Genomic DNA, 13,084 nt, shown 5'->3' with positions numbered 1-13,084 from the left:
ACGGCCCCCTGTGACAAGTCCGGAGGGGTGATCACTGGCGGAGCACCTTGTCCAGGGTCTCGGCCACCTGCTCCTGCTGGTCGGCGGTCAGGTGCGGGTGCATCGGGAGGGAGAGGATCTCCCCGGCGGAGGCCTCCGCCACGGGGAAGTCACCGGGGCCGTACCCCAGGCCGCGGAAGGCGGGCTGCAGGTGCACCGGCACCGGGTAGTGGATCTGCGCCTGCACCCCGGCCTCCTGGAGCCCGGCCAGCACCCGGTCGCGCTCGGGCACCCGGATGACGTACAGGTGCCAGACGTGCAGGTTGCCCGGCGCGACCTTCGGCAGCCGCACGCCCTCGACGCCCGACAGCAGCCGCTCGTAGCGGTCGGCCGCCGCGCGGCGCAGGTCGTTCCACCCGGCGAGCCGCTTGAGCTTGGCCCGCAGCACCACCGCCTGGAGGGTGTCCAGCCGGGAGTTGAAGCCGAGGGTCTCGTGCTGGTACTTCACCTCGCTGCCGTGGCTGGTCAGCATGCGTACGGCCCGGGCGAGCGCGGGGGAGGAGGTGAGCACCGCCCCCGCCTCGCCGTACGCGCCGAGGTTCTTGCCGGGGTAGAAGCTGGTGGCCGCCAGGCCGACCGGCGGGCGTCCTTCCTGCCGCGACCCCTGCGACTGCGCGCCGTCCTCGACCACCGTCAGGCCGTGCCGCTCGGCGATCTCGTGCAGGGCCGCCATCGGGGCCTGCTGGCCGTACAGGTGGACCGGGATGACCGCGGCGGTGTCCGCGCCCACGGCCGCGGCGGCCGAGGCGGGGTCGAGCAGCAGGTGGTCGTCGTCGCAGTCGGCGAGCACCGGGCGCAGCCCGGCCCGGACGACCGCCTCCGCCGTGGCCACGAACGTGTTGGCCGGCAGCACGACCCCCGCGCCGGGCGGCAGGTCACAGGCCCGCAGGGCGAGTTCGATGGCGTCGGTGCCGTTGCCCGCCCCCACGCAGTGGGCCACGCCCGAGAAGGCCGCGAACTCCTCCTCGAACGCCGCCACGTCGGGCCCCTGGACGAACGCGGTGTCGCGGAGCACCCGGTCGAACCCCTGCAGCACCTCCTCGGCCACCTCGGCGTGGGCGGCGCGCAGATCGACGAAAGGGATCATCAGTACTCTCCGTGGTTCACAGCGGGGGTTGGACGGACGAAACGGGCGGGAACTCCGGCCCAGATCTCGCGGGGAGGGATGTCGCGGGTCACCACGGACCCCATGCCGACCAGCGCCGAGGCGCCGATCGTGAGGGTCTCGCGGACCAGGGCCCCGGAGCCGATGTAGGCCCCCGGCCCCACGTGGACGGCGCCGGCGAGCCGCACCCCGGCCGCCAGCGTCGCGAAGTCGCCGACCACGTCGTCGTGGGTGAGGGTGACGTGCGGCATCACCGAGACGTGCGCGCCGACCCGGACGGCCGCCGTCAGCACGGTCTGCGCCATGATCACCGTGCCGGGGCCGAGCGTGGAGGACCGGGAGACCGACGCGGTCGGGTGCACCAGCGTGGCGTACCGTTCGGCGGGCAGGTCGAGGCGGCGTACGACCCGGGCGCGGGCGGCGTAGTCGCGCGGGCTGCCGATGCACACCACCAGCCTGGCGTCCGGGCGCCGCCGCGCCTCGTCGATCCCGCCCAGCACGGGCGCGCCGTCCACGAGCGTTCCGTGCTTGGCCGGGTCGTCGTCGAGGTACCCCAGCAGGTCCCACGCGGGCGCACGTTCGTTGAGGTCGTGGACGAGCTGCACGGTCTCCCGCGCGAACCCTCCCGCCCCCACGATCAAGAGGGGGGTCACGATCCCCGCCTTTCGTCACTCGGAAGGTTCATGCGGCCTGCCCCCGGATGTCGCGCAGGACGTCGCGGTTGCGGTAGGCGTACAGGACCGCCGCGCCCACCCCCGCGAGGCCCGAGACGGCGAGGGCGGGCAGGTCGATGGGGACGAGGCGGACGGCCGCGGCCGCGACCGCGAACACCGCGAGCGCGGTCAGCACACCCGGGAGCAGCCTGCCGAGCAGGTCGCCGGTGCCGACGCCCGTGCGGCCGAGCTGGACCAGGTACGCCGGGACGACCACCACGGCGGACACCACCACCAGCGCGACCGGCGCCCCCGGCAGTCCCGCGAGCCGGACACCGGCGTAGACGGCCGGGGCGAGGGCGCACAGCCAGAGCACCTGGATGGCGAAGACCGCGCGGGACTTCTCCAGGACGACCAGGTAGTCGTACATGAGCTCCGACAGGATGCGCAGGCTCGCGAACACGCCGAGCCAGACGAGCACGTCCGCCGCCGGCTGCCACTGCGCGCCGTACACGAACCTGACCAGCGCGGGCGCGCTGCCGCTGAGCAGCAGGCAGACCGGCGCGGTCAGCCCCACCAGCAGCCCGGCCGTGGTCAGGAAGGCGCGGTTCAGCCTCGGCCGGTCGTGCTGGAGGCGCGCGAACGCGGCCGGGGCCACCGCCCGCACCGGCTGGGAGAACACCGTGATCGGCCACCCCGACAGGTTGAACGCCAGCACGTAGAATCCCAGCGCGACCGGCCCGAGCAGGTGGCCGACGAGGATCTGGTCGACGTACCCGGCGGCGAACACCACCAGGGACGAGCCCGCGAGCGGCAGCCCGAACCGCAGCAGCCTGCGGGCCACCTCCTTGTCGAAGCCGAAGCGCAGCCGGTGCGGCGCGAAGATCACGCACAGCGTGCCGCCCGCGAGCGAGCCGAGGACGCGCCCGGCGGCCAGGCTGAGCGCCCCCCAGCCGAGCAGGGCGAGCGTCAGCGAGACCACCGCCCCGAGCCAGCTGTCGACCTGGTCCACGATGGCCTTGCGGCCCTGCATGAACTCCCGCTGCATGAGAGCCGCGGACGTCGACACGACCCCGTTGATCAGCACGCTGAGCGCCAGCAGCCGTACCGGACCGGTGGCCGCCGGGTTGCCCATGGCCTGCGCGAACGCCGGCGCCACCAGCAGCACGGCGAGGCAGACGATCGCGCTGGACGCGGTCGCGAGGGTGGTGACCGTCGGGACGATGCGCCGGGGGTCGTCGGGCCAGCGCACCACGGCCAGGCTCACGCCCAGCTCGTTGATGCTCAGCATGGCCAGCAGCGCCACCATGGCCACCGCGAACGTGCCGAACTCCAGTGGCCCGAGCACGCGGGCGAGCACGATGCCGATGGCGAGCGTGCCGAACCGGGCGCTGATCGTGCTGACCAGGCTCCACCCGATGGCGCGCCGCGCCCGCGCTTTCAGTGACTCCTCGGCGGGGGTGTCCGAGGTGGGCCGGGCGGCTGAGGGACCGGTCACCTGCGCTCCTCGGCTGCCGTGCCCTGGTGGCTCTTGGCGACGGCGTTGAAGTCGTCACGGGAATGCGTGCCGCGCAGGCGCTGGTAGCGGCGGCGCAGCTTGTGGGCCGCCACGCCCTGCGCCGTCGCGAGCGCGTCGCGCGGGGACGGCGGCTCGGCGATCGCCTGCTCGTAGATGTCGGCCTGCACCCGGGCGGCCCGTTCCAGGCTGAACCTGTCGGTCACCAGCCTCCTGCCGTACTCGCCCAGCTTGCCGCGCAGCTCCGCGTCGGCGTACAGGCGGCGCAGCGCCGCCTCGAACCGGGCGGGGCCTTCGTCGCGTCCGCCGCCGAGGCCGTACCAGCCCTGTTCGAGGAACAGCGGCTCGGTCTCCGGGGTGAGCAGCTCGAAGAAGCCGTGCTCGCCCTGCACGATCAGCGGCTTGCCGAAGGCGAGCGACCGCAGCGCCGACCCGCCCATGCCGAGGCAGACCGTGGCGGAGGCGTAGGCAGGACGCGGGTCGGCCAGTTCGCCGGTCAGCACGACGACGGGACGGCCGGCCGCCGCGTTCGCCCGCGCGGCGTGCTCCTCGACCTGGTCGCGGGCCGTGCCGTCGCCGGCCACGACGAGCCGTACGTCCAGCTCGCCGGCGAGCCGGCCGACCGTGTCGACCGCGGTCAGCAGGCTTTCGAGCTTGAGCTCGGGCACCAGGCGGCAGACCACGACGATGTCGAGCGGCCCCGGGGTGAGGCCGTGGGCGCGGCGGAACTCCTCCACCGGATGGCCGGGCGCGTTGGCGGCGACGTCCACGGGCGGCTCGATGAGGTGCACCCGGGGGTGCCGCGCGCGGGCCCCTTGCTGGATCTCCCGCGTGCCGACGACCAGCGGCAGCGACGGGGGCAGGAACGGCGCCACCGACATGGACATGACCGTGCAGACGGCCGTCACCCGCGCGTCGCCGAGCGTCGTGTAGTACGCCTCGACACCCGGCGGCCACTCGTAGCCGTGCACGACGTCGACGCCGCGCGATTCGGCGAGCGACCGCAGCCGGCGGATCGTCGTCCAGGACGGACGGCGCCGGTACAGGTCGAGCTCCAGGTGTTCCAGCCCGGCGGCCTTGACGTTGCCCACCAGCGGCCCGGGCTCGCTGACCACGATCACCTCGTGGCCGAGGTCGCGTACGGCCGCCGCGAGCTCGATGGCGTTGAGCTGGCTGCCGCCGAGCTCCATCGAGTGGGGGTAGACCACGATGGTGCGGCTCACCTCACCACCGCCCGGCGGTGACCCTCGTGCAGGCCGACGGCCATCAGCCGGCCGCCGCCGCGTGCAGGGCCCGCGCCACCTGGTCCTGCTCGGCCTCGGTCATGGTGTGGAACAGCGGCAGGATGAGCGAGTTGGCGGTCAGCCATTCGGTGGCGGGCAGCTCGGCGTTCACCTTGCCGGCGTAGGCCGGTTCGAGGTGGGCGGCCATGATGCCCCGCCGCGCGGAGACGCCGTGGGTGGCGAGGAAGGCGAGCAGGTCGTCGCGGCCCATCGGGAAGTCCTCGGGCAGCGCGACCCAGAACGACTGGTAGTTGGTCGTCCCGTGCTCGGGGTCGGCCACCATGCGCAGGCCGGGGATGTCGGCGAGCAGCCGGTGGTAGCGCGCGGCGAGGGCACGCCGCCGTGCGACCATCTCGGCGAGCCTGCCGAGCTGCACGATCCCGACCGCGGCCTGCAGGTCGGTCATCCGGTAGTTGAACCCGACCTCGAGGTACTGCTCCGGCGTCGTGACGCCCTTGGCGTGCCGGTCGGCGGCGCTGACGCTCATGCCGTGCTCGCGCAGCCGGCGCGCCCGGGCCGCGACCTCGCCGTCCATCAGCGTGATCATGCCACCTTCGCCTGCCGTGAGCAGCTTGCGCGGGTGGAACGACCAGGCGGCCAGTCCGGCCCCCGCCCCCACCGGGCGTCCCTTGTACGTCGAGCCGGCCGCGCACGCGGCGTCCTCCACCAGGACCAGCCCCGGGTGGGCGGCCCGCACCTCGTCGACGTCCGCGGGCACGCCCGCCTGGTGGACGAGGATCACGGCCTTCGTGCGCGGGGTCAGCACGGCCTCGATCGTCTTGGCGGTGAGGTTCCCGGTCGCCGGGTCGATGTCGGCGAACACCGGCTCCGCGCCCGCGTGCCGCACGACGTTGGCGGTCGCGATGAACGACAGGGACGGCACGATCACCTCGTCGCCCGGGCCGACTCCGGCCAGCACCAGGCACAGGTGCAGCGCCGTGGTGCAGGACGAGACGGCCACGCCGTGCCCGGCCTGGACCGCCTCGGCGAAGCCGCGCTCGAACTCCGCGACGCGCGGCCCCTGAGCGACCCAGCCCGAGGCGATCACCTCGGCGACCGCCTCCTGCTCCTCCGGCCCGAACCACGGCCGCATCACCGGGATCATCGCCCGGCCACCTCCCTTGACGCCTGCGACGGCGAATCGATGTCGAGCAGTTCCGCGATCACGCGGACCCGCTCATTCCAGTCGTGCAGTGCCGCGAACGCCCGGCGGCGGGTCGCCAGCGCGGGGGTCCTCGGCGTCTCCAGTTCGGCGGTGACCGCCTTGGCGAACGCCCGCGGGTCCTGCCCCGCCACGGAGCGGATCAGGTCGCCGGCCTTCAGCCAGCGGGTGGCGGGCAGGTCCGTCGACACGACCCCCCGCCCGGCCGCGAGGTACTCCAGGGTCTTCAGCGGGAAGCTCGCGCGGTTGAAGGCCGTGTCGGTGTACGGGGTGAGTCCCACGTCGATCACCCGCAGGTAGGACGGGAGGGTCTCGTACGGTTTGGGCCCCACCCAGTGGACCCCGGGACGGCTGGTCAGCGCGGCGAAACGCTCCGGTTCGTACCCTTCGGAGCGCGGCCCCACCACCACGAGCGGGTGACCGGCCTCGGCGACGGCCTCCAGCAGCGAGATGTCGATGCGGGCGTTGACGTGCCCGACGAACCCGGCGACCGGGACGCCGGCCAGCTTCTCGGGCAGGTCGTCCGGCCACGGGGCGAGATCCACCTCGGCGCACGCCTCGCTGTCGCAGCCGTTCGGCACCAGCGTGGCCTCGCGCCCCCGCTCCTTGGCGCGTTCCACCAGGCCGGGGGAGACGACGGCGATCCGGTCCGCGCGCGCGGACATGCGCGTCTCGATGCGGGCGAGCTGCCCGGCGGCCATGCCGAGCAGCGAGGCGCCCGCCGTGAGGTCGTCGGTGATGAAGTGCAGGGTGCGGGCGCCGCGCGCGGCACCGAGGACGTCGGTGGTGCCCGACGCCACGACCGCCCTGATCGGGCGGCCCAGGCCGCGGGCGGCGCGCCGTACGGACCGCCGCGCCAGGGCCGCGGTGAGGCGCTCCACGCCCGGACGGTGGGCCGCGGGCGGGGCCGACGGAGTGAGCCGCCACAGCCCCGGCCGCACCTGGTCGACCCGGCTGCCCCGGGCGCCACGCAGGACGGACCTGGGCGGGTCGACGTACAGCACGTCGACCAGGCCGCTGAGCCGGTCGGCCATCTGCTGGTCGGTGCCCTTGACCCCGTCGTATGCGGTGCCGCCCGCGTAGACGAGCAGTCCGTTCACTCGGCGGGACCCTCCGGGGCCTCGCGCTCGGCGCGCCACCAGGCCACCAGGCGGCGCAGGCCCTCCTCGAGGTCGACCTCCGCCTTCCAGCCGAGCCGGTCGGCCGCGGCGCTCACGTCCGCCAGGCGGCGGGTGACGCCGTTGACCGCGCGGGCCGGGCCGAACTCCAGGCCGAGGTCGCCGCGGCCCATGACCGCCATCAGCGCCTCGGCCAGCTCGCGAAGGCTGGTCTCGGCCGAGCTGGCGATGTTGAAGACCTCGTCGGTGGCGTCGCCCGCCGCGGCGAGGAGGTTCGCGCGCGCGATGTCCTCGGTGTAGACGAAGTCCATGGTCTGCAGGCCGTCGCCGAGGATCAGCGGGGGCTGCCCGTTCTCGATGCGCTCCATCCAGCGGATCAGCACCTCGGTGTAGAGGCCGTGGATGTCCATGCGCGGGCCGTAGACGTTGAAGTAGCGCAGGGCGACGTAGTCGAGCCCGCGCATGGCGTGGAAGCTGCGCAGCAGGCCCTCGTTGAACGTCTTGGCCGCGCCGTACAGGGTGTCGTTGGCGTACGGGTGGTGGTCCTCGCGGGTGGGGAACTCGGTGGCCAGGCCGTACACCGAGGCGGACGACGAGGCGACCACCTTGCGCACGCCCGCGTCGGCCGCGGCCTCCACGACCTCGTAGGTGCCGTCCACCAGCACCTCCAGGGCGAGGCGGGGCTCCTCGGCGCACTGGGTGATCCGGATGGCGGCCAGGTGGAACACCAGGTCCATGCCCTCGGTGACCGAGCGGACGAGCTTGGTGTCGCGGATGTCGCCCTCGACGACCCGCAGGCGCCCGGCTCCGGCCTTCTCGGCGGCGGCGAGGTTGGCCCGGCGGCCGCGGACGAAGTTGTCGAGCACGACGACCTCCGCCGCGCCGGCGGCGAGCAGCTGGTCGACGACCGTCGAGCCGATCGTCCCCGCGCCTCCGGTCACCAGGCAGCGGCTGTTCTCAATCATCGGGCGGATCCTCCCAGGTCGATTCGTCTGCCGTCATTTTGGATGCTTTGTCCCGCGGCTTCCAGGAGAGCGAGGACACGGAGCCCGGACCGGCCGTCGGTCAGCGGGGCGCGGCCCTCCCGGATGGCGGCCGCGAACTCGCCCATGACCCCGCGCAGGGCCTCCCGCTCGGGCAGGGCGGGTACGACGACGTCACCGGTGCGATAGGAGATCAGGGCCGCCCGCCGCTCGTCCTCGCCGGCCGTCGAGAGGTCCACGCCACGGTCGTACACCGCCAGGCGCTGGGCCGGGTTGACGTCGTCCCACACGATGGTGCGCCGGGACCCGCCGATCACCGTCGTGCGGATCTTGGTAGGGCTGAGCCAGTTGACGTGGACGTGGGCGAGGGCGCCCGACGACAGCCACAGGGTGAGGTACGCCAGGCACGGCCGCCCCGCCCCGATCGGGTCGGAGGAGTGCGCCGCGACCGCCACCGGGGTCACCCCCTCGGGCAGCACGAAGTCGAGGATCGACAGGTCGTGCGGCGCGAGGTCCCACAGCACGTCGACGTCCGGCTGGACCAGGCCGAGGTTGATGCGCACCGAGTCGACGAACTGCACGTCCCCGAGCTCCCCGGAGGCGATCAGGTCGCGGATCTTCCGGACGACCGGCGTGTAGCAGAAGGTGTGGTCGAGCATGAGCACCAGGCCCCGCTCCTCGGCGAGCGCGACGAGCTTGGCGCCCTCCTCGTAGGTCGGGGTCAGCGGCTTCTCGACCAGCACGTGCTTGCCGGCGTCCAGGGCCGCGCGCACCAGTTCGAAGTGGGTGCGCGCCGGGGTGGCGATGGCCACCGCCCGCACCGACGGGTCCTCCAGCACGCGCTCCACCGAGGAGGTCGCCCGCACGGTGGTGTAGCGGCCGAGAACCGCCTTCGCGCGGTCCTCGTCGAGGTCGCAGAGCCATTCCAGCCGCAGCTCGGGCGTGGCCATGGCGTTGCGGACGAGGTTGGGGCCCCAGTAGCCCGCACCGATCACGGCTAGGCCGGTCGACGTCACGCGGCTCTCCTCTCGTTTCCAGCAGGCGCCCCGTACCGGCCGGGGCCGGTACGGGGCGATCAGGGTTCGTTATGCGGTTTTCAGGCGGCCGGGGTGAACAGCACGTCCACCCAGTAGTTCGCGCCGTTGTAGCTGTCGGTCGGGAAGCCCGACGACGAGCCGTAGCGGTACACGCCGTTCGAGCCCGCCGGGCCGCCGTTGGCCACGGCGTGCAGCGGCGGGTTGTCGTAGGCGCCGGAGTTGAAGTAGCCGCCGTCGCCCGAGTAGTGGCCGTTCGGGGCGAAGTACGACGCGACGTACACCTGACCCGCGGCCACCGTGACCGGGGTGGTGAAGGTCAGGCTCTGCCATCCCGACGCCGACTCGGTGCCGAAAGTGCCGGTGGCGAGCAGGGTGCCGGTGGAGCTCCACAGGTTGCCCACGTGGGCACCGGTGTTGCCGGTGCCCTTGTAGAACCGGACGCCGGTGACCGTGCCGTCCATCTCGGCGGTGAACTTCACGCCCAGCTCCACCGAGGCCGAGTCGTTGTTCGACGGGTTGGCCGGGGTGGCGTTGCTCGCCCAGATGCTGCACGGGCAGCTCGCCGGGCCGCCGGTGGTGAACGACCAGCTCGTGCTGGTCATGACGTTGCCGGCGTCGTCCTTGGCCCCCGTGACCGTGACGGTGTACGTCGTGCTCTGCGCCAGGGCGGTGGTGGGGGTGAAGGTCAGCAGCGTGCGCGCGGCGTTCAGGTCGACCGTGCCGGCCACCGCCTGGTTGGCGGCGTTCTTCACGGTGATCGTGGCCGTGCCCGCCTGGATCGGCTCGCTGAAGGTGGCGGTGACCGCCGACCCGGTGGCCACCCCGGTGCCGCCGTGGTCGGGCGACTTCAGGGTGACGTACGGCGCGGTGGTGTCGGCGAGCTTCGTGAAGATCACGTCGACCCAGTAGTTCGTCGCCGCCCAGCTGTCGGTCGGGAAGGCCCGTCCGCCGTACCTGTACACGCCGTTGCCGCCGCTCGACCCGCTGGCGAGGGCGCTCAGCGGCGAGGCGACGACGGCCGAGGACAGCCCGTTGTAGGTGGCCGCGTAGTGGCCGTTCGGCGCGTGGTAGGAGGCGACGTAGGTGGTGTTCTTGGTGACCGGCACCGGAGTGGTGAAGTAGACCTCCTGCCACCCCTGCGTCGACTCGCCGCTGAAGGTCGCCGTCGCCAGCTCCTGGCCCGCCTCGTTCCACAGCGTGCCGGTGTGGGTGCCGGTGTTGCCGGCGCCCTTGTAGAAGCGGACGCCCTCGATGAAGCCGTCGGCGCTGGGCTGGAACTTCACGCCCACCTCGAGCGAACCGGTGTCGTCGACACTGGTCACGTCCGGCACCGTCACGTCCGGCCACAGGGTGCACGGGCAGACCCCGGCCGTCCAGGTCTTCGCCGTGGTGAACGAGAAGGTGTACGGCTGGGTCATCGTGTTGTTCGCGTCGTCCTTGGCCCCGGAGACCGTGACCGTGAACTTCTCGCCGGGGGCGAGCGGCGCGGACGGCGCGAAGGTGAAGGTGGTGCGTCCGGCGTCCAGGGTGGCGGTGCCGGCGACGGCCGAACCGCCGGCGTCCTTCAGGGTGAACGTCGCGGTCCCGGCCTGGACGGGCTCGCCGAACGTCACCTTCGGCTGCGCCGTCGTCGGCACGCTGGACGACCCGGGTACCGGGGAGGCCGAGGTGGCCGCCGGCGGGTAGGTGTCCTTGGTCGACAGGATCACGTCGACGTAGTAGTTGCCGCCGTTGTAGGTCTGGTTCGGGAATCCCGCCCCCGACCGGTAGACGCCGTTGCCCGCGGTCTCGGTCGCCTGGGGCGCGGTGAGCGGGGAGTTCACCGTCGGCTGGTAGCGGAAGAAGTTCGCGTCGGCGGCGTAGTGGCCGTTCGGCGCGTAGTAGGAGGCGATGTACGGGGTGCCGGCCGCGATGTGCACCGGTGAGGCGAAGTTCAGCGTCTGCCAGCCCGTGGCGGTCTCGCTTCCGAAGGTGCCCGTGGCGAGCGCGGTGCCGTCCGCCGACCACAGCGTGCCGGTGTGGGTGCCGGTGTTGCCGGTGCCCTTGTAGAACTTCACGCCGGTGATGTAGCCCGCGACCGAGGAGGTGAAGCGGACCCCGAGCTCCAGCGCGCTGGAGTCGTTCTCGGCCGGGTTCGACGGCACGGTCGAGGAGGGGAACAGGCTGCAGGGGCACTCGACGGTGACGCCCCTGGCCACCTCGGCCCCGACGTTGCCGCTGTCGTCGGCCGCGCGCACCTTGATGGTGGTGGCGCCGACGCCGGTGACCTTCCAGGAGTAGGTCCAGCTTCCGCGTCCGCCGGCGGGGTGCCAGGTGGCGCCGCCGTCGGTGGAGACCTCGACCGCGCCGACCTGGCCGCCGACGTCGGCGGCGGTGCCGCTGACGGTGACGGTCGAACCGTTGGCGAGCGTGGCGTTCGCGGCCGGAGCGCTGATCGTCGCGGTCGGCGCCGTCGTGTCGGTCGACTTGGACGCCGCGCTCAGTCCCGCGGTGAGGGACTTGGGCTGCACGCCCATGTCGGCGAACAGGTTGACCGTCGCCTGCTTGATGCGGGTGTCGGTGTAGTCGGTGTCGTTGTAGCTGTCGTGCTCGTTGTCGAGGCCCCAGGTCCACTGCACGGTGCCGGCGCCGAAGACCAGCGCTCCGCTGGCGGCCCGGTACAGGGTCATGCGGTGGGTGGCGCTCATCTGGGCGACGTTGGTGCCGTAGTCGATCAGCCGCTGCTCGGCGGTCGCCGTGGTGGAGGACAGCGGCACCAGGCCCTTGGGCCGGAAGCCGTTGTCGATGTCCTCGTCCCACTCGTAGCCCACCAGACCGGGGATGCTGACCGAGCCGGTGACCTGGTTGGCGACGGACGTGCCGCGCCAGAAGCGCATCTTGCCGTCCGCGGCGGGGACCGTCAGCGGGATGGCCTGGCAGCCGTTGTCGGAGGTGGTGCAGTTGACCGTGAACAGTGTGCCGGTCAGGGCGTTCTCGGGCCTGCCGCCGTCGGCGGGCGGGCTGAAGCGCGGGTCACGCCAGGTGCCCGTCCACACGTTGGGGGTCGGGTCGATCTTGGCGTTGGCGTGGGTCTCCTTGTAGGTGACCAGCGTGCGGTAGTTGTTCTCCCAGCGGGTCTTCCAGTAGACCTCGTTTCCGCTGAAGAAGCCCAGGCTCACCCCGTGGTCGCGGGCGTTCTCGAACGCCGCGCGCTCCTCGCCCGACCAGTACTCGTCGTGGCCGACCGACAGCAGCGCCTTGTGGTTCAGCAGCAGGTTGGGGGACCTCGCGGCGTCCGGCGTGGCGATGTACGACACGTCGTACCCGTTGGCCTCGAGGAAGCGGATCATGGGGTACTCGTTGGCCCACACGAAGTCGCGGCCCCAGGGGGTCGACAGGCGGGTGTTGAACGGCCGGTTGTAGCTCAGCTTCACCGCCCGTCCCGCGGCGATCGTGCTGTCGCCCCGGTAGAAGCTGTTCTCCGCCTTGTAGGGGTTGTCCTCCGTCGCCGGGACGTCGCCCCAGGAGTTGTACGCCTGCCAGGTGGTGTCAGAAGTCTTGAACAGGATGTCGGAGGCGCGGGAGTCGTCCCGCACGACGAACACGATGTGCGTGTCGTCGTGGGTGTCGGTGCGGGTGACGTGCGCGAAGTAGACACCGGAGACCTGCGTGGACGGAACGGTCCAGCTCGCGACGGTCGCCCAGTTGCACTCCACCATGCCGGTGGTGGTGTTCTCGGGGCAGTTCGCCTGCGTGCGCGCGGCCGACGCGTTGGCCGGGACCGAGATGATCTTTCGGGCGCCTTTTCCCTGGTAGTAACCGACCCGGTAGATGTCGACGGTGAGCGCGCTCGCCCCCGACGACCGGATCTTGAAGTTGACGGTCTGACCGAGGTTGACGCTGATCTGGTCGGCGTAACCTTCGACCGTCCCCTTGGGGTCGATCTCCCATTCCTCGGGCGGGCTGCCGACCTGCTCGTTCTCACAGGTGATGGCGTTGCCGGTGGTCGGGCCACAGGCGGCGCTGGTCGCCGAGGCGGGCGCCGCCGGAGCCGAGAGCAGGGCGGCGAGGGTGACCATCGCCGAGGCGATGGCGAACTTCGATGAGCGCTTGGCTTTGTGCCAGATCATGACGCTCCAACGTGGATGGTACGAATTAGAACCCCCGTAAGGTGGCACGCTGAAACGTGGAACCCTCCAAAGGACGCCG

At 72.4% G+C, this 13,084-nt stretch carries 9 protein-coding genes; all 9 read right to left on the bottom strand.

Annotated features, from left to right (window positions below; translation table 11 throughout):
* Window positions 1–31: 31 nt before the first annotated feature.
* The 9 genes from KIK05_RS07565 to KIK05_RS07525 all read right to left on the bottom strand — a co-directional run bounded on the left by KIK05_RS07565 (window position 32) and on the right by KIK05_RS07525 (window position 13,005).
* Entirely contained in the window at window positions 32–1,126 is a 1,095-nt protein-coding gene (locus tag KIK05_RS07565) for a DegT/DnrJ/EryC1/StrS family aminotransferase (protein WP_214409866.1), read from the bottom strand.
* On the bottom strand, window positions 1,126–1,797 hold the full coding sequence (locus KIK05_RS07560) for an acetyltransferase (RefSeq protein ID WP_214409865.1): 672 nt from the start codon (window positions 1,795–1,797) through the stop codon (window positions 1,126–1,128). Before KIK05_RS07560 ends, KIK05_RS07565 begins: the two co-directional genes overlap by 1 nt.
* 28 nt (window positions 1,798–1,825) lie before the next feature.
* Complete coding sequence (locus KIK05_RS07555) at window positions 1,826–3,295, bottom strand: lipopolysaccharide biosynthesis protein (protein ID WP_214409864.1); 1,470 nt, start codon at window positions 3,293–3,295, stop codon at window positions 1,826–1,828.
* Window positions 3,292–4,536, bottom strand: a complete 1,245-nt coding sequence (locus tag KIK05_RS07550; RefSeq protein ID WP_214409863.1) for a glycosyltransferase family 4 protein — start codon at window positions 4,534–4,536, stop codon at window positions 3,292–3,294. Before KIK05_RS07550 ends, KIK05_RS07555 begins: the two co-directional genes overlap by 4 nt.
* Window positions 4,537–4,579: 43 nt before the next feature.
* Window positions 4,580–5,701 (bottom strand): DegT/DnrJ/EryC1/StrS family aminotransferase, encoded by a 1,122-nt coding sequence (locus KIK05_RS07545; protein WP_214409862.1) that lies wholly within the window; start codon window positions 5,699–5,701, stop codon window positions 4,580–4,582.
* A complete protein-coding gene (locus KIK05_RS07540; RefSeq protein WP_214409861.1) occupies window positions 5,698–6,858 on the bottom strand; it encodes a glycosyltransferase in 1,161 nt (386 codons plus the stop codon). Before KIK05_RS07540 ends, KIK05_RS07545 begins: the two co-directional genes overlap by 4 nt.
* A complete protein-coding gene (locus tag KIK05_RS07535) occupies window positions 6,855–7,841 on the bottom strand; it encodes an NAD-dependent epimerase/dehydratase family protein (protein WP_214409860.1) in 987 nt (328 codons plus the stop codon). The genes KIK05_RS07540 and KIK05_RS07535 overlap by 4 nt, the downstream gene beginning before the upstream one ends.
* A complete protein-coding gene (locus KIK05_RS07530; protein ID WP_214409859.1) occupies window positions 7,838–8,875 on the bottom strand; it encodes a Gfo/Idh/MocA family protein in 1,038 nt (345 codons plus the stop codon). The genes KIK05_RS07535 and KIK05_RS07530 overlap by 4 nt, the downstream gene beginning before the upstream one ends.
* An 80-nt stretch (window positions 8,876–8,955) precedes the next feature.
* Window positions 8,956–13,005, bottom strand: a complete 4,050-nt coding sequence (locus KIK05_RS07525; protein ID WP_214409858.1) for a DUF4082 domain-containing protein — start codon at window positions 13,003–13,005, stop codon at window positions 8,956–8,958.
* Between the last annotated feature and the right edge of the window lie 79 nt (window positions 13,006–13,084).

Origin of the sequence: Sphaerisporangium fuscum, from assembly GCF_018531465.1 — a bacterium.
In the GTDB taxonomy this organism is placed as follows: Bacteria; Actinomycetota; Actinomycetes; order Streptosporangiales; family Streptosporangiaceae; genus Sphaerisporangium; species Sphaerisporangium fuscum.
The sequence above is the reverse complement of the archived record's forward strand: the minus strand, read 5'-3'. Positions and strand labels throughout refer to the sequence as shown.

Excerpts from the sequence above, each read along its gene's own strand:
- KIK05_RS07565 (WP_214409866.1), bottom strand. The coding sequence starts at position 1,126 with ATGATCCCTTTCGTCGATCTGCGCGCCGCCCACGCCGAGGTGGCCGAG.
- KIK05_RS07545 (WP_214409862.1), bottom strand. The coding sequence starts at position 5,701 with ATGATCCCGGTGATGCGGCCGTGGTTCGGGCCGGAGGAGCAGGAGGCG.
- KIK05_RS07535 (WP_214409860.1), bottom strand. The coding sequence starts at position 7,841 with ATGATTGAGAACAGCCGCTGCCTGGTGACCGGAGGCGCGGGGACGATC.
- KIK05_RS07525 (WP_214409858.1), bottom strand. The coding sequence starts at position 13,005 with ATGATCTGGCACAAAGCCAAGCGCTCATCGAAGTTCGCCATCGCCTCG.